13 protein-coding genes are annotated in these 18,929 nt (G+C 35.1%); 4 read left to right on the top strand and 9 right to left on the bottom strand.

Translation table 11 applies throughout. The annotated features are described in order from the left end of the window. Window positions 1-34: 34 nt before the first annotated feature. From Cop2CBH44_RS04655 to Cop2CBH44_RS04675, 5 genes are all read right to left on the bottom strand, one after another. Entirely contained in the window at window positions 35-2,053 is a 2,019-nt protein-coding gene (locus tag Cop2CBH44_RS04655; protein ID WP_021929300.1) for a RagB/SusD family nutrient uptake outer membrane protein, read from the bottom strand. A 13-nt stretch (window positions 2,054-2,066) separates the two neighbouring features. Beyond that, a complete protein-coding gene (locus Cop2CBH44_RS04660; protein WP_200755635.1) occupies window positions 2,067-5,621 on the bottom strand; it encodes a SusC/RagA family TonB-linked outer membrane protein in 3,555 nt (1,184 codons plus the stop codon). A gap of 436 nt (window positions 5,622-6,057) precedes the next feature. Next, a complete protein-coding gene (locus tag Cop2CBH44_RS04665; RefSeq protein WP_200755636.1) occupies window positions 6,058-7,212 on the bottom strand; it encodes a FecR family protein in 1,155 nt (384 codons plus the stop codon). A 94-nt stretch (window positions 7,213-7,306) separates the two neighbouring features. Beyond that, window positions 7,307-7,906, bottom strand: a complete 600-nt coding sequence (locus Cop2CBH44_RS04670) for an RNA polymerase sigma factor (RefSeq protein WP_021929303.1) — start codon at window positions 7,904-7,906, stop codon at window positions 7,307-7,309. Between the two features lie 212 nt (window positions 7,907-8,118). Continuing rightward, window positions 8,119-8,826: an SAM-dependent methyltransferase gene (locus tag Cop2CBH44_RS04675; protein ID WP_021929304.1), complete on the bottom strand. Its 708-nt coding sequence runs from the start codon at window positions 8,824-8,826 to the stop codon at window positions 8,119-8,121. Between the two features lie 452 nt (window positions 8,827-9,278). On the opposite strand from Cop2CBH44_RS04675, the gene Cop2CBH44_RS04680 reads away from it, so the two are divergent. The 4 genes from Cop2CBH44_RS04680 to Cop2CBH44_RS04695 all read left to right on the top strand — a co-directional run bounded on the left by Cop2CBH44_RS04680 (window position 9,279) and on the right by Cop2CBH44_RS04695 (window position 12,327). After that, window positions 9,279-9,974, top strand: coding sequence for a hemerythrin domain-containing protein (locus Cop2CBH44_RS04680; RefSeq protein WP_044230118.1), 696 nt, complete (start codon window positions 9,279-9,281; stop codon window positions 9,972-9,974). Then, a complete protein-coding gene (locus Cop2CBH44_RS04685) occupies window positions 9,971-10,576 on the top strand; it encodes a response regulator transcription factor (protein ID WP_200755637.1) in 606 nt (201 codons plus the stop codon). The genes Cop2CBH44_RS04680 and Cop2CBH44_RS04685 overlap by 4 nt, the downstream gene beginning before the upstream one ends. Before the next feature lie 263 nt (window positions 10,577-10,839). Then, on the top strand, window positions 10,840-11,841 hold the full coding sequence (locus tag Cop2CBH44_RS04690; protein ID WP_021929307.1) for a 2-hydroxyacid dehydrogenase: 1,002 nt from the start codon (window positions 10,840-10,842) through the stop codon (window positions 11,839-11,841). A 108-nt stretch (window positions 11,842-11,949) separates the two neighbouring features. Continuing rightward, the gene (locus Cop2CBH44_RS04695; RefSeq protein ID WP_021929308.1) at window positions 11,950-12,327 is read left to right on the top strand and encodes a YccF domain-containing protein; all 378 of its coding nucleotides are present in this window, start codon (window positions 11,950-11,952) and stop codon (window positions 12,325-12,327) included. A gap of 212 nt (window positions 12,328-12,539) precedes the next feature. Here the strand turns inward: Cop2CBH44_RS04695 and Cop2CBH44_RS04700 are convergent, their stop codons facing one another. The 4 genes from Cop2CBH44_RS04700 to Cop2CBH44_RS04715 form a co-directional block, all read right to left on the bottom strand. Next, complete coding sequence (locus Cop2CBH44_RS04700) at window positions 12,540-14,021, bottom strand: SGBP N-terminal domain-containing protein (protein ID WP_021929309.1); 1,482 nt, start codon at window positions 14,019-14,021, stop codon at window positions 12,540-12,542. 74 nt (window positions 14,022-14,095) lie between these two features. Further along, window positions 14,096-16,906 carry a M16 family metallopeptidase gene (locus Cop2CBH44_RS04705; RefSeq protein ID WP_044230124.1) on the bottom strand — a complete coding sequence of 937 codons (2,811 nt, stop codon included), beginning with the start codon at window positions 16,904-16,906 and terminating at the stop codon, window positions 14,096-14,098. Between the two features lie 51 nt (window positions 16,907-16,957). After that, complete coding sequence (locus Cop2CBH44_RS04710) at window positions 16,958-17,437, bottom strand: hypothetical protein (RefSeq protein WP_021929311.1); 480 nt, start codon at window positions 17,435-17,437, stop codon at window positions 16,958-16,960. Between the two features lie 37 nt (window positions 17,438-17,474). Then, window positions 17,475-18,908, bottom strand: a complete 1,434-nt coding sequence (locus Cop2CBH44_RS04715) for a RagB/SusD family nutrient uptake outer membrane protein (protein WP_021929312.1) — start codon at window positions 18,906-18,908, stop codon at window positions 17,475-17,477. Between the last annotated feature and the right edge of the window lie 21 nt (window positions 18,909-18,929).

Raw genomic sequence — 18,929 nt, forward strand, 5'->3', positions numbered from 1 at the left:
CGGCAATATTATAATACAAATATTTTTTACATATTTACTTATCGAGATTCGCACCCTCTCCGACAGTAGTCGACCAACCCGGATTTTGGTAAATCGGAGACGTAGATATAGTCTTTCCGTCAGACGTAGTCAATAAAAAATGCTTAACTGCTATCGGTGATAGATAATGAGCATTACAGAAAAACAACCCATTATAATAATTATTATTATCTGTTGTTCTCTGAAATGGACGAATATATTCACTTAAAGATGGTGAAGAAACATTATTCTTACTCGGATCAGTTTGGTCTGTAACCAAACGGTCTCCATAAAGAGATTTCATCGGACCCCAAATTTTACAACCTTCTAACTGAAATCCATTCAACTGGTCCAAAGCTCTCCAACGGATAAGATCATCATATCGAAAGCCCTCACCAATTAATTCACACCGACGCTCACGACGAATATTATACAAAGTTGCATCTACAATCTGCCCATGAGAATAAGCCCCCCAATCTAACTCTGCTTCTTTTGTCATAATAGTAGCATCAATAGTTTTCTGGAAATCAGGGTCTACACCAGCACGATTACGCAAATCTCTCCAATACTTCTTAGCTTTATCATCCAATGAATTATATTTCAGATAATAAGCCTCCATGTAAATAAGATAAGCTTCTGCTGCACGAAAAGTTACAAACGCTGTTTCATCGCTCACCGACATATTATAATCATAAGATGCACCTTTCCCTAATAAATAGCCTGTCGATGTCGATTTAGTGTAATCAGACTTGTCTACTTCCGGTGGATCAGGATATTTTATAATGGCTGTAGCATTCTCTATAACTTTCACTTCACCCGGAGCTTTCATAAACAGGCGCCATCTCCAATCCCGTTTTTTCTTCGTATCACCCACATAATCATCACCAGCATACTCAGAATCGCTATCATAATAAGGAAGACCATTTTCCATTAAAAAAGCTTTCTCAAATTGATTGGTATACCCCTTTGAATAACCATAGAATACCCCTTGGTTATAACCATGTTTAATCTTCAAACCAGAATTATATAACCGATACATAATTACTTCGGAATATGAAGAAGGATCTTTTCCCGCAAACATATCGTAGTATGGATTTACTGCGTCACCTGATTTCTCACGTATAATTTTATTATTTGGAGTCAATGTAAAAGCATCAGCCACTTGTTTAGATGCATCTATTGCTTCCGTTAAGAAAAAATCCACTTCATTCTCAAGGCTCCCAGATGGATACTGGTACCCTCTATTATAATCCTTTTCTGCCCCAGGCCAACCTGGACCATTAGGTACTTGTGATGTTCCAGCATGATATTTTAACCAAGTAGCCTCGAAAAGTGCGACCCGAGCTTTCAACAGCAAAGCAGCATTTTTTGTTATTCGAGCCTTTCCACCAACAGGACTATTCGATAATAATCCAATAGCCTCATCAAGGTCCGAAAGGATAAACCGAGCTACTTCATTCCGAGGACTACGTTTCGAAGCCTCGGTCAATACTGACTGATCATCAGGCAGAACTTTTTTTATAATAGGAAAATCTCCTAATTTTCTCAAACGGAAAAAATATTCATGAGCTCTCAAAAAGAAGCCTTCCCCTATATAGTGTTTCACATTATCTTGATTCCCAGTTATTTCTCCAGCTTTAAACCGAGGAAGAACAGTCTCAAGAAAATAATTCAACTTATAAATATTACTAAATGTCCAGTAACCTCCTGAGTCACCAACGCGCAGAAAACCAGGCAGATACCTATTATCTAAACTTTTGCCCACCGAATTATCAGTGTAAGTATCTAAAAAATACGAACTTTTGGTAGGATCTCCCTCTCCATATGAATCCAACATCCCTCCTGTAGAAGAAGAACCTGCCTCATACGAACTCGAAGTATAGTAATTAATCGTATATGCAGCCAGTTGTTCCTCCGTCCACAAATACTTTTCAGGTGTAACACTTGATAATGGCTCAATATCCAAATTGTCATTGCAGCCAGCAATAACAGCTAAAAAACACCCCGACAGAATAATATATTTACTTATTTTCATATAAAGACATGTTTTAAAAATTCACACTCAAACCAAATGAATAAGTTTTAGATAAAGGATATACTGTACCTCCACGTCCTCCTATACCTGCAGTTTCTGGATCCATTGTCTTTGACAATTTTGTAAAAGTCAGCAAATTCTCTCCCGAGAAATAAATCCTGAATTTCTGAACAAAAATTTTCTTGGTTAAACGTTCCGGAAAAGTATAGCCAACCTGCAAATTTTTCAACCGTAAATAAGCTGCATTTTGCATATAACGAGTCTGAATAGCCTTATTCTGATTATTAAACATAGGTTTCGGATAATAAGCATCCAAATTCAAGCCTAAAGGAGAATCCGGGTCATCTCTAAAATAATCAAGATGTTGTTTAAATCCTGTCGACCAATCTTTTCCACCTTTTGTTATACCCCAAAAAACGAGGTCAGTACCTTTTCCGTCACTACTCTTATCTTCCGGAAAATAATCTCGCTTCAGAACACCCTGCCAAAACATTGAAAGGTCAATACCTTTCCAAGCCATATCTATATTGATACCTGTACGAAAACGTGGAGTAGAATTTCCAATAAGCTTTTTATCTCCCATATCGTAAATTGTATTATTCCCTGAAGAAATCTTTCCATCCCCGTTTATGTCTTTATACATAATATCTCCCGCAGTCCAAGTTGCAAATAAGGCACTCTGTCCACCATTCGGCAAAGATGCTAAATGAGCTTGCATTTCCTCATCTGTTTTTGCAATACCTATAGTCGTATAACCATAATAATTATTCAAATAAGTACCTTCTACATAAGAAGACAACAATCCAGTCGGATTAGGATACTTCACAACCTTAGTTCTCGCATCCGAAATATTAAGTCTTATACCATATGAGAAATCACGTATACGATCTCTCCAAGAGACTTCCAATTCCCAACCCGAAGCTTTCAATTCTGAATTATTGGTTCGGGGAACAGCAACACCTAAAGTAGCCGGTAATTCTACTCCAGGTCCTACCATACCTAACGTTTTACGAATAAAATAATCAAATGATCCTGTAAAACGATTTTTAAACGCACTCCAGTCTAAACCAATATTCATAGTTTCTATCTTTTCCCAAGTCAATGTTGTAGAAATCATCTTAGATGGAGCATTAGCTATATTTGGCTGTACAGGACCTTCTGTTCCAGGAAGTAACCAATGCCCTCCTGCCGTAGAAGTAGCCATAGTCTGGTAAGTAGGATATAAACTTGTTACATTTTGGTTAGCCAGAGAACCATATGAAAATCGAGGCTTCAAAACATCAATAAAAGCATTTGCCCTTTCAAAAAAATGTTCTTGAGCGATATTCCATCCTAAAGAAAAAGAAGGAGAAAACACCCATCTATTATCTCTCCGAAATCTTGAAGTTCCATCATAACGACCACTTACCTCCAATAAATATTTTCCCTTATAATCATAATTTATACGACCAAAGAAACCTGCAGTAGCCCATTCATTATATGCACTGCCTACTGTGATATCTTCTGTATTTGTAGTAAGATCCAACACAGGGAGGTCTGAAGAAACTAAATCTTTTCTTTTTCCATCCAAATCCCGATTTTTGTTACTTTCATATTGAAATCCTAATATTACTCCAATGTTATGACGGTCTTTAAACGAATGAGTATAGTTAGTATAAAAAGTAGGATTCAAATACGTATTTCGATAAGCGTACTCATAAACATATTCATGACCGCCATAATTTGTCGTATATAAATAAGACGGATACACTTTATCAGGATCATTAGCATAATGTCCATTTACTTGATTTCCTACTTCGTGTTGCCAACTATTATAAATATTGGCATTCATTTCTGCAACAATATTCCAATTTTTTAAAGGAGTTAAGGTAATCTGTACCTGTTGTGCCATACGATCCCCTTGTTCTCTACGGCGCCCCCCCTCCTCAAACATAGGAATATAACTATTATAATAGCCATTCGGGTCTTTGGCCGGAACAAAAGGCTTAGCCCGGCGCAAAACATCATCATAAAACGAAGAACTCATAATTGTAGGCCTATCATAATCTGTACGAACAAATCGATTACTATACCTAATACTCAAAAAATCAGTAACTTTTGCTGTAAATTTACCCGTAATTGTATAACGATCATGAGTATCAGTCCCATAACGTAAAAAACCATTCTGCCCAAGATAATTTCCCGATAAATAATATGTTACTTTATCATTACCTCCACTAATACTAATATTATGCTCCTGAGAATGAGACCATTTCTGATAATACTCATCTAGCCAATTCGTATTTCCGAAAGCCGTTTTATCATCCCACTTTCCATCAGCATTCATATTCATGGCAACAGCCGGGTCTATCTTTCCATCCAAATAATCCCTTATATTTTGTACCATTGAGGCATCAAACAAATAAGAACCTGAATTATTATAACTCGCGTCATTAAACATATTCACATATTCCCATGAATTTACCATTTCAGGCATCATCACGGGAGTATTATAACGAAAACTATTATTATAATTTATCGTCATTTTACCTTTATGTCCAGACTTCGTTGTTACCAAAATAACCCCAAACGGTGCACGTGCCCCATAAATTGCAGAAGCCGAAGCATCCTTTAATACAGAAACAGACTCGATATCCTGAGGATTTATCGAATTCAAATCACCCTCCATACCATCTATAAGTACTAGTGGAGACCCTTTGGAATCACCACCTATCGTTCCAGTCCCACGAATATCTATTGTTTTAGTTGCATTCAATTCTCCTCCATTACCAGAAGTTGTAATATTCAATCCCGGAATTACTCCTTGTAATGCTTGTACGGCATTAGAAATAGGTCGTTCTTCAAATGCTTTGGAATCAATCATTCCTACCGAACCCGTTACATTAACTTTCTTCTGTACACCAAAACCGACAACAACAACTTCGTCAATGGTTTCCTCACTCTCAAGCATCGTTACCGTAATATTCTCTTTCCCTGCTATCGAAACCTCCTGCTTATTATAACCAATATAGGTTATCGATAATGTTCCATCGACAGGAGCTTTTACTGAAAATAAACCATCCAAATCAGTCATCGTTCCCGTATCATATCCTTTTACAGACACAGCAGCCCCCATCAATGGCTCACCTTTTTGGTCTATTACTTTACCCTTAACTGTTTGTATGTCGACCCCATTGAAACGATTTTGTTTTATTGGAGCCTTAACTTCGTTTCTTTCCGAAACTATTATTTGTTTACCATTAATATGAAATTTTAAATTCAAAGGAGACAAAGCTTTATTCAATACAACCTCAAGGCTCTCTTTCTTTGCTGTTACCGAAACCCTCTTGGCTGCAATTTCCTTTTTATATAAAATAACAAAACCTGTCTGCTTCTCTATCTGAGCACAAAACACCTCAAAACTGGCATTTTTTAAAGACAATGTGACAATAGAGCTTTTAAACTCCACTACACCAGCGGAAATATTTCCACACAAACACAAGAACAAAAATATTGCACATATCTTAATGTATTGCTGCAACAATAAATTTTGTGTGTTTCCAATCTTGGCTTTAGATTTTTTTTTCATACATTTGAATGATTTTAATTAACACTGAATATTTTAGTTTATTAAATTCAGCGAACCGTATAATACGCCCATTATTATGCGGTTCTTTTTATTCTCTTTGCTACATTTAGAGTCAGTTCCAATTTTCCTATAAAGGAATCACATGTTCTTATTTCTTGTATCTTTTTTCGTTATGTTTTCCGTTCCTATATACATCATGAGCACAACAACTCTCCTTATCGGAACTGCAAAACAGCCTCGAAAACAACTCTCAAAAAATATCTATGCAAGATTTATACCGACTCTTAAGGCATAGAAAGGACTGCCCAACTATTTTTAAGATGGTGGATGTCTCATAACTTTAAAGATTTAAGATTAAATAATTATTTCTTTATTGGTATATTTTTCTATTTTATTTATATATAATTTTAAAATGGTTTAAAGTCTGTGTTTATTATTATTTACATGATATATATATAGAATCTCCTTTCTTAGTATAAGTAAAGGCTGTTGATTGCGACAAATTATACAGAACTTCTTCCAAAGAACCGTCTATATTGATTTTACCTTTATAAATTTCGTTACTAACATCACAATCACATTTAATACTTACATGATAATACTCAGAAAGTACATCTAAAATATTTTGTAAGGACTCTTCCTCTTCTAATTCCATAATACCATCTTTCCAACAGATATATGGATATACATCTACATCACGAACCTCACTGCCAATCGGCTCATAAAAGAATCCTTGGTTAGGCTTCAATAAAGATTCATCCTTTTCCGAAACAACTTTTACAGAACCTTCAACCAAAACGACCGAACCGTCAGATTTTGTATTATAGGCATTGACATTAAACTTTGTTCCCAATACCTCTACCGATACTTTTTTACTAATAACACGAAATGGCCTCTCTTCATCTTTCGCTACTTCAAGATAAATCTCCCCATCCAGGTAAATTTCTCTCTTATCCGCCTCAAACTGTTTTGGATATATCAATTTTGTCCCTGAATTAGCCCAAACCACAGTCCCATCACTGAATCTTATCTTCGAGTGCTTGCCATAAGGTACGACCAACTGCATTACCTCACTTTTAATATCGTCAGACTTCAGTTTCTCATTATGACCAACAACAATATCTCCTACTGCCGTTTGTCGTATCATAGCATTATCTCCTATCTCTGCCTTAACATCTCCCGCTATAATATGCACTGTCTCTACATGCGTATCCAGAGAATCTAACATTGCAAACATAGAATCACGCTCACTCCAAAAGGATTGAGAAAAATAATATAAGCATGAAAGACTTATTAGGATAAAGATTACAGCTGCCGCACTCCATTTATACCAAACTATATGACGTTGCTTATCCTTATGGAGAAGAGCCTGTAAACGAAGCAAATCTTCTTCAACCTGTTCTTCGGGAACAGAATCTTCTTTAATCTTCAAATTTCTCAACAGAACAACAGCATCTGAAATCAAATCTTTTGCATCTGGAAATTTACTAAGGAATAAATCAATCCCCGCTTGATCCCCTTTCTTAACCAAATCAACCAATTCTTGATTAAAAATAAAATCTTCTATCGTATATTTCCCAGTCTTTTTCATTATCTATTCTATGCTGTATATTAGTAATACAAATAAAAGTCTATTATGTAATCACTAAAAATATTTTTCTTTATAATATTTTTTACACCTAATACTAAATAATTGACTTTAAACAAAATAAAATTAAAATTAAAAATCCAGTATCATTTTCTTTTCGTAATTTATCCATTGCCCGATGCGTAAGATTACGCGCAGCCTGTTCTGATAGATTCATAATAACAGCAATTTCTTTATAATCCATCTGATGCAAAAAACGCAAATAAATAATCTCTCGCTGACGAGGAGTCAAACCATCAAGAATTCTTTTTATCAAAGCCGACATATTCTCTCTCTCTTCTTTTTCTTCTAATGCATTATTTTCAACAGAAAATGTAAATTCAAAATCAGAAATATTCTGAATCGCAACTAATCTATCTCCATAATTTCCTAAATTGATATATGCATTCTTTATCGAAGCAAATAAAAATGCCCTTATCGTAAACCGGTCTTTGACTAATTCCGGACGAGTATAAATCTTAAGAAATATATCCTGAATAACATCCCGAACTTCAGCATCACTCATTCCTAAACGACAACCATATGCATATAGTTTAGGATAACACAACCTATATAAAGAAGAAAACGCTTCATTCTCCCCCTCTATAAAAGAGAGCCATAAATCAGACTCATTTTTATTTATATTCTGTGATGACAATACCTGAAATTTTTTATGGTACTAAATCCTTAATAACGCAAACATACAAAAATTTCTGAAAAAGAAAGAGGACACATCCATAAATAGATAGAAATATTTATTAATTTAAAACATTAATATAAAATAAATCTTCTCTATTCTATAAAATTGAAAAATCATAAATCAGCTTTCTCCTCACCTTTCAAAAAAAGCAAATCAGGACAAAACTATTTTCACTTATACAATAAAAATATACAAGGTTTTCTATGTAAATCGGGATGCTGATCTTTCCATTCTTTCAATGTAAGAGTGCGAATATATTCATCTTCACAAGTTATATTAGCAGCTACACACAAACGTATTTGCGGACGACAGGTCCGTATCAAATCTTCCAACATCTTTTGATTACGATAAGGCGTTTCTATAAATATCTGCGTCTGATGTTCATTATAAATACGGTGTTCTAAAATTTTTAAAGTCTTAGACCGCTCGACAGCTTCAATGGGTAAATAGCCATGAAAAGCAAAACTTTGTCCATTAAATCCTGAAGCCATAAGTGATAATAAGATAGAAGAAGGCCCCACCAAAGGAATTACCTTATATCCCTTTCGTTGGGCAATAGCAACGACATCAGCTCCCGGATCGGCAATAGCAGGACACCCTGCCTCTGAAATAATACCAACCGAATTTCCTTGAGACAAAGGCAAAAGAAAATTACTTATTTCCTCAAAGTGTGTATGCTGATTCAATACAAAAAAAGTAAGGGAATCAATATCAATATCCGGATTAGATTTCTTCAAAAAGCGACGGGCTGTACGTACATTCTCAACAATAAAATAGTTAAGAGTAGAAATAATCTCTTTATTATATTGAGGTAACACTTTATCTATCGGTGTGTCTCCCAAAGTTACAGGAATCAAAAAAAGTGAAGCCATTTGCATATTGTCATACTATTTCCGAAAACAAACATACACAAAAAACTTCATATTTTTCTATGTTCACAAAACAGATTTTTTACAACTTTCCTTTTGGAAAATAATTTTTTATTAAATTTATATTTCTAATTACAGCTCATCCATATTCCTCCCCCATCTTAAAAGGGAAAACCATTATCCAAAATATCTTTATCACAGAGAAGAGACAAAAGTGCATAATAGAGAGAGTGCATACCGAAATAAAAAGATTACTTCTACTGAAAATTCAGACGACAGGTTCTAAGTAGAAATACCTAAAAATAGGGATTGCGATTGCAACTCTTTTAGATTTACTTTGTAGCAAAGTTTTAAGGTTATATTCATCCTAATTATGTTTTATATTTCCGCATCGGGTAATGTCCCGATGCCGGGGATATGAAGAAAAGCATAATAAAATATTATCTTTGTAGGAAAGATAAATAAATATGATACATAAATATAAAGCAACGGACAAAATGAGTGATTTAATAGAAGAAGAATACTCATTGCTTACAGTCCTAAGTCGTTTTAATATCTCATTAGGATTCGGAGATAAAAATGTAGCTGAAGTTTGTCGCCAAAATCAGGTAGATACCAATACATTCCTTACTATCGTAAATTTCCTTAGTGAAGATGATTATTCATTGGAACACAGCTATGAGAAAATAGATCTTCCTTCGCTCATCTCCTATTTGAAAAATGCTCATAAATACTTTCTAGAATTCAAGTTGCCTTTAATACGCGAAAAACTTATATTAGCTATTAAATCTTCAAAAGAAGATGTCTCATTCCTCATTATGCGATTTTTTGACGACTATGTAAACGAGGTAAAAAAACATATGGATTATGAAGATAATACCGTATTTACATACGTCGAAGAATTACTATCAGAAAACATGCCTTCCGGATACAATATTGGTGTATTCAGAAAACGCCATTCTCCTATTGGATTGAAATTGTTGGAGCTGAAAAATATAATTATCAAATACTATCCAGCGGGAGAAAGCAGCAATTTACTCAATGAAGTTCTTTTTGACATTTTTTCTTGTGAAAAAGACTTAGAAGATCATTGTCGAGTGGAAGACTATCTTTTTGTTCCGTTGATTGCCAAGATAGAAAAAGAGAGAATGCTATGAGTCGGAAATCTTTGAAAATTGCTATTGCTGAACCCTCGGTTATTATTCGGAGTGGTGTAACTACAGTTATCAAGCGTATGTCAGGATTTAACATACAGCCTATAGAAATCACTGGATTGGAAGCACTGAATGATTGCATTCGTCTGCACAAGCCTGACATATTAATTATAAATCCAGCATTCATGGGATATACAGATATACGAAAATTCAAATCAGAATGTGGCGCACCCCATATAAAATGTATCGCTTTATTATATTCTATGGTCGAGAATACAATACTCAACCATTATGATGGAAGCATTTCGATATATGATGATTCAGAGTCAGTAATCAATAAAATCTCTGCTCTTTTATCCCGTCCCGAAACCGGAGAAGAACAAGCCCAAACTCTAAGTGATAGAGAAAAAGATATCGTCATTGGCGTCGTCAAAGGTCTCACAAATAAAGAAATCGCTGATAGCTTGTTTTTATCTACTCATACCGTTATTACTCACCGACGCAACATAGCTAAGAAATTACAAATTCACAGTGCTGCCGGACTTACAATTTATGCCATCGTAAATAAACTTGTCGAATTAGATGAAATTAAAAATTTAAACTAAACAAAACTTTTTTGCAATCTTATCCGTTCTTGCATTATCTCATACATTCTCTCTATTTCTTACCTTGTCCTAACTCTCATCTTTTCAAAAATATCATAATACATTTTAAGAGATAAATTTGTATTTTCAAAAAACAAAGACAGTAATTCTATTTACTTTAAATACCAAGTATCTTATTATTTAGAACCAGAAAGGTCATTATTCTGTTATAATCATACATATTCAACTCCTTTTATTATCTTTATACAAAAATTCAGAATTATATGAAACCTGTAATCGCTTTTTTTGGAACTAAACCTTATGATGAAAAATCTTTCAATACAGCTAATGAATTGTACGGATTTGACATACGCTACTACAAAGGACATTTAAATAAAAATAATCTTATTTTGACCCAAGGGGCCGATGTAGTATGTATTTTCGTCAACGACACAGCTGATAAAGATATCATAGATGCTATGGTAGAAAATGGTGTAAAACTATTGGCTTTACGCAATGCCGGATTTAACAATGTAGACCTAAAAGCAGCTGAAGGAAAACTTAAAGTAGTCCGTGTCCCTGCCTACTCTCCCTACGCTGTGGCAGAATATGCAGTAGCCCTCATGCTTACATTGAACAGAAAAATTCACCGAGCATACTGGCGGACCCGAGATGGAAATTTCTCACTTCATGGTCTTATGGGATTTGATATGCATGGCAAAACTGTCGGTATAATAGGTACAGGTAAGATTGCTAAAATATTGATTCGTATACTGAAAGGTTTCGGAATGAATATTTTAGCTAACGATTTATACCCTGATTACAAATTTGCACAGGAAATGGACATTACTTACACTTCACTTGATGAGCTTTATCATAATGCAGATATTATTTCGCTTCATTGCCCGTTAACAGACGAAACAAAATATATCATCAATGCAGACTCCATTTCTAAAATGAAAGATGGTGTCATGCTTATTAACACTGGTCGAGGTATGCTCATTCATACCAATGATCTTATAGAAGGACTTAAAAATAAAAAAATAGGTTCGGCAGGCCTCGATGTATACGAAGAAGAGAGTGAATATTTTTATGAAGATAAATCAGATAAAATTATAGATGATGATGTACTAGCTCGCTTACTATCTTTTAATAATGTGGTTGTTACTTCTCATCAAGCATTTTTTACTCATGAGGCGATGCAAAATATTGCCGAAACTACTCTTCAAAATATTCAAGACTTTATAAACAATAAAAAATTGATAAATGAAGTCAAATATAAATAATACATACGAATACTTCTTAACAAAACTTATTTCCATCAAGTATTACTGCACAGATAATAATATCAAACACAATAAATCGCTGATTATCAACTATTAAACTAAATACTTATGAATATAATAGGAAATATTATTTGGATTGTTTTTGGAGGGCTGGCTTTGGCTTTAGAATATCTAGTCTCAGGTTTCCTTCTTTGTTGTACAATAATCGGGATTCCTTTCGGTATTCAAGTTTTCAAAATCGGAATTTTGGCATTGTTACCCTTTGGGCAGACAAGTATCATAGTAGAAAATAATCATGGCTGTCTCTATTTCATTATGAATGTAATATGGTTGTTTATCGGAGGAATATGGATTGCTCTTACCCACTTAGGACTCGGTCTCCTTTTTTGTATTACTATCGTAGGTATTCCTTTCGGTATTCAGCATTTTAAATTAATGTCTGTAGCATTGACACCATTTGGCCGAGAAATAATCAGTGCTCGATAATTATTTTTTTAAATCAATATATGACATCCACAAAAAACTACCTTCAAAAAAGAAAACATAATATCAAAAAATAAAAGTGACGAGTAATCTCAACTAATATTCTTACCCGTCACTTTTATATATCTTTCTTCTACCTCACTGACATTAAATTTCTTCCTTTAAGTCTTTTTAAAGTAAAAGAATAAATTATCAATATATTCTCATACAAATAATTATTCAGGAATAATGTATTTGTACATAATAAGGTCTTTTTGACTGTCTAGACAAACGATATATCCTGTACCATTCTGGTCGAACTCGATGGCAACATAGCTAACAGTAGCACTACCCAAAACGAATGGATCACTCCATTGTTTACTTTCATTATCAAATGTGATGACCGATGCTTGTTTTGATGAATTTACAAATACAACAACCGGAAGCCCTTCAGGCGAAATACCTATATCCATAGAACCGGGAACTTTACCTCCTGTATCAAGATAGTTATCCACCATATTCCATTTTTTCGTATTTGCATTATATTTTTGTACACTCACCTTATAATTTCCCTGCCCATCGGGTCCATCATCTGATACCAATGCATAAATATTTCCGCTTTTATCTAAATCAAAGTGAATCTCTCCACCTCTATAACATATTGCCGCACCTGAAGGTACAATAATCTGACCAATGGTAGACCATTGTTTATTCTGATATTTATAGATAGAATAACCTCCTGATGTCACCATATCAAAAGTCCCAAGATAAAGAGCATCACCATAACGTTTTATGAGATTGAACCATGCCGGAGCATCGGCAGGACGTCCAGCCATCAACGATGGAGATGCCCAACTACCATTATATCCTGATACCATCAATTTTTTATAGTCATCACTTTTCTTATTGTTTACACCAAATGTAGTTACAACATCCGCAGGAGACAATGCTCCGATAGTTATATAATTAGTTTTGTCTCCCGTTAACCCTTTAGCTCCCAATACAGACCAAGAAGAACCATTATACATTTGGGCAGTCATATCCTGTGCAACCTCTGCACTATAATCGGAATAAGCAACATACATATTAGCATCAGCATCAAAGTTGAATGCTAAAGCTGTAGCTCGCCCATCCGAAATTCCATCTTTGTCACCAACATAAGACCATGCCGAACCTGTAGTTTTCAATACAGCAACTTTCTTCTCATCAGCTTCTTTTCGAGCTTTAATTATAGCTACATAAGGTTCGTATGTCTTAGGATTTACCCGTAATACGATATCTGAAATAGAATCTTCGGTAAAAGTAGAATAGGCGGACCATGTAGGCATTTTAGTAATACGTACAGTGTATCGAGCATTATTATTACCCGAAGTTACCAGATAATCTACAGGTACTGAAAAATTATTTGCTGTAACGCCACTTACTTGAGTAATTCCATTTACAGTTACTGTAGCACCATCTGAAGTCGTAAAACGAGCAACCAAAGAAGCTCGATTTATTTCATCCGGCATAGGAATTTTGATATCTGTCCCTGCAATAGCTGAAACTTCGTAATCTCCTTGTATTACACCGTCATTATCAGCGGCATAAAAACCAAAAGTTAACATTTGTACATCACCTGATTCAACTCCTTTGTTGTCGTTATCATCATCACTACATGAAGCAAACAACGATATCAAAGCCAATGAATAAAGTAAAGTTTTAAAACATTTTTTCATAAGCGTTTGTTTTGCGGATAAGGACATGTATTCATCCTTCTCCAGTTAAAAAAATATAGTATTTATCTCTCTGTTCACTTTATCTCTTCTTTAGGATACAAAACCGCCTTAATTACAGGAGATTCCAAAAAGCATCGGTGTATATATATCATTATTTCCTCTGCTGTAATACTGTGTATTATATCTTCATACCGAGTTACATAATCCCAGTCAGGATCTCCATTATATATAGTATTGCGAATACACCCACTCCAAAAAGAGTTTTTCTGCATATGGATACGATTTTCTTTAATCAAATTTTGTTTAACGTCGGCCCATTCCGTTTCGAATGCAAGAGAATCAAAAGCAAGCTTCTGCAACTGGGACATCGTTGCCGCAATGAGTGCAGGTACATTTTCTGATTCACAACTGAATCCTATTGTTCCCCGAGAAAGTTGTGCAGGATATTGTGTTGCTCCGATAGACACACTCACACTATATACCATCCCCATTTTTTCTCGCAATTCACCAAGTAACTTAGTCCGAACTATAGCTTTTACTATATCACCTTTAAGATTGAAACTCCGCAACTGCTCAGATAAAGTATCTTGCTGAAATATAAGTGAGACAAGTGCTTTGGGTGAATCTCCTACTTTTCTTATAAATTCAGTATTTTTTCGAGGTATATTATCACCTTTGTATACATAATCCATCGTAGGTATACCTCCTGGTAAACCACCAATATACCGTAAAACAAATGATTCTATTTCAGAGAATGTGCAATTACCTGTAATAATAAAAGTATACCCATTTGCAGAACCAAAACATCGATTGAAAACAGGAAGGATACGCTCTTTTCTCAACTCTGAATTTATTAGCGAGTCTGTAATCTCACGTCTGACATAACTATACCCTTGCATCAAATCAGATAATTCTCTATAATATTTATCAGTATCTGTTTTATTTCCAGTAAGGTAATTTTCTATTGATTTTTCTTTAACCTGCGCATATACGGATTCATCCAATCGTGGTTGTGTCCATTTTAAATACAAAAGTTCAAAAAGAGTTTGCATATCTCGTTTCTCGGCTGACCCAGCCACCCCTGTACGTGTCTTGTCAATAAGAAATCGTAATGATGCAGAATTTCCCGCCAAATACTGGCTCAATGCATCACGACTAAAATTTCCGGCTCCACTAACCGGAACAATACTTCCGGCAAATAAGCCAGTAACATAGTCTACTGAATCAAGAGCATAAAGTCCCCCTTTGCGAAACCCAGTAAGCATAATTCTATCTTTATCTACAGTAGTCCGTTTAAATATTACTCGGGCTCCATTAGACAAAACCATAGAACGGGCACCTATTTCCGAAATGGTATCATCAATTTCTATAATTCCGGATACAGGTAATTCAGATATCAAAGCATCAGGTACATCTATATTCTTTTCATATCTGGCAATATCATCACTTCTAATGTGAGCAAGCATTGACAAAAGTTCTTCTTCTGTAGGAAGCTCCGCTGACACTTTGTCAAAAGCCGACAAAAAATAGTGTGTTCTATGAGGTTTACGCACGCCCTTCATCAACTTAACTAATGATACAGAATCGACACGCCCAATATATTTTTGTATCATTCTATATTCTTCAGCAGGAGTTAATATGATATTTCCTTGGTAAAAATCCGAATATATCTCGTCGATATATGATAGAGATGCTACAGGTGATTTAGATTCAGCCCGTCTCAATGCATCTCGCAAAAAACTTTTTTTTACTTTCTCAATTTCAGATGTAGTAAAACCATACCGATACATTTGTTCCAATTGTGTAGCAAATTCTTTTATACCCATTTCTATTTTCCCAGAAACGAGCTCAACCGAAGCCATTAGCACCCCTTTCGTATTAATAAACGACGTCAGTGCTGCTGACGCATCTTTATAGGATGGATTCTCAAATGCTAATGCATTTAAACGCACTTTCATCAACCTATTAAGCAAAGCTCTCTGTAAAAAAACAAGAAAATCTTTCTCTTTTTTTACCGCTGACGGTTTGGGACACAACTGTATGAAATTAAGCTCTATTTTTTTCAAAGAAGGATGTATAATCTCAATTACCTCTTCTTCGGAATAATCAGGTATCCGATAATTCTTTACTTTAGGCCTGTCCAGTACATTCATTTTTCCAAAACGCTCATGGACAATCTTCTCTACCTCATTTGCATCTATATCTCCAGATACGGCAACAGCCATTAAAGTAGGATGGTACCATGTTTCATAATAACTGCGCAATCTTTCATGAGGGAAACGACGAATAACGGCGGTATCACCTATCGTCAATCTGCAGGTATATCGCGAACCATTGAGAAGTTCCAATAAAAAAGCATTTTGTGCATCGTACTCTGGTCCTGTTTTCGACAACCATTCAGAAAGTATGACACCCCGTTCTTTCTCTATTTCCAATGAATCAAGCAACAATCCATCAGCCCAATCAGCCAATATCATCAAAGTAGAATCTACCATGTGAATATCGGACGAAGGTAATTGTAACTTATATACTGTTTCATTAAAGGAAGTATGGGCATTCAGGTCTTTTCCAAATTTTGCACCTTTCGACTCCAGAAATTTCACCATTGAATCTCCCGGGAAATGACGAGTTCCATTAAATGCCATATGTTCCAGGAAATGAGCCAGTCCACGCTGGTTTTCTTCCTCAAAAACAGAACCGGATTTTATAAACAAGCGATAAACAGCCTCTCCTTTAGGATAATCATTAGGATAGATATAATATGTAAGTCCATTGTCGAGTTTTCCTTTTATAAGTCTCGGATCTGGTTTCAACTCTCCATAAACAGTTACCAATTGTAATTGCACGAAGATACAAGACAATATTATTGCAAATTTGTATTTCATTATCATTTTTACTAAGAAACAATGGATTATTATATTCGTACCTTGCACTTATCAATCGTTCGCCTTAACCTTTGTAATAACCATCTGACGCTGAAAATGGTCAGGACCCGGCATTCCAATAACAACATCGGGATTGTTGGTACTTACCAGTGTGATAGTCATAGTATTGTTTTTAGTAATGTCAATAGGATTGGCTATCCACCGTACTCGAATAGGCATATCATATACTCCTGTCGGAAACACAACTTTATTCCCAGGAGTCAAAAATTCATAATCGACTCCAGCAGTAAGCCCATCACCTACTTCTATACTATATGTTACTTCAAGAGGTGTACTTAACGGTGCAGAACTAAGACAAATGAGATATTCATCAATCAAATTTCCAGCTTCTGAAACTGTCACCGAATTAAGTTCTTTTTTCATTATTCGTATAAAAGGTGTGTCATAGGGTTTGAATTCATCTCTCCCGCAAGAAGTAAAGATGAATATAATCATAAGCCAAGTCGTTATCTGTTTTGCTATTGCTTTCATAAACTTATACTTAATCTTATTTATATATACCAATTATTTAATTATTAGGATTAGGCTGCATATTCTTATTAGCATCTAACTCTCTACGAGGTATCGGTAAAATAAAGTTATCATTGGGATAAGTAAGAAACTTGAGTGACGATGTCGTGCTGGACGAACGCACAAGATTCTTTTTACGCCGAGTAATATCAAAAAGGCGATGACCTTCGAAACACAACTCTTTAATCCGCTCTATCTCTATAATACGTGCCAATTCTTCATTATCAGCATACTCCAATGTAATTTCAGCAGGGTCTTTCCCTAAAGCCCGAGCTTGAATAACTTTTATATCTTCTGCAGCTTTATCAGGCAAATTTTTATTAAGATAAGCCTCTGCCCTATTCAGATACATTTCGGATACCCTTAGGACAAAAGGATCATTATGCTTATCGCTATCCGTTAATCCCTGATTTTTAGAAACATACTTCTGACAATTAGGTAATAAAGTATATTCATCTACTAGAAGTTTACGTCTTATATCATCGGGATCTGTAAAAAAAGTAAGCAAAGTATCGTCAGGTATCGCTCCAGATGTATATGATTGGTAAAATTTTGTAATCCACTGAGACTTTTCCAGACCACTCAGCCTAAAAACAGCTTCAGTACCTGCAACATTAACATCATTGTACATAGCAAGGTAATCATCACCTTTAGAAAGAGACATATTCTCAATTACCTCAGTAGCATTCGTTATCACATCGTCCCACCGTTCCATATACAAATATACTCTGGAAAGCATCGCCGGAACAGCAATAGGTGATACATGATAAGCATCTGTCCGTGCCATATTTCCGAAATCAGATTTTGCATTATTTAAATCTGTTATAATCTGACTATATACTTCAGCAACGGATTTACGTGAAACATTTTCATCAGCTCCAGGAGTCTTCAACAATACAGGTACTCCTAAATGTGAAGCATCAGAAGTATAAGTATAAGGCTGAGCATACACTCTGCAAAGGTCAAAATGGCACATTGCCCGTAGAAAAAGTGCTTGTGCCCTAATTTGTTTAAGCTCTTCAGTGGAACTGGGGAATTTGGCTCTCAGTTCAGGCTCATACTGCAATATATTATTCACATTACGTAAAGCCTCATATATTTTACTCCAGATATACCCCACGGCACCAGACTCTTGGTCTCCCGAAGAGGTATAATTATACTGGTCAACCATATCTCCACTAGCATCAACTTGTGGCATAACCAACATATCTCCAGCAACATCCGGATACACATAAAGCTCACCATTATAATACTTAAACATCATATAATAAGCACCTGGAAGAGCAGCCCTAATACCATCCATATCAGAGAAAAAAACAGGAGTAGTAGTTTTTCCAATGGGATCTACTTCCAGAAAATGGCAGTTTGAGAATGATACCGCCATCAGCAATAAGGCTATATATTTTTTATATGTTTTACTGAATTGTTTCATATTGCAAATATTCTTATCTTA

This window comes from Coprobacter secundus subsp. similis (genome assembly GCF_015097275.1).
Taxonomy (GTDB): domain Bacteria; phylum Bacteroidota; class Bacteroidia; order Bacteroidales; family Coprobacteraceae; genus Coprobacter; species Coprobacter secundus.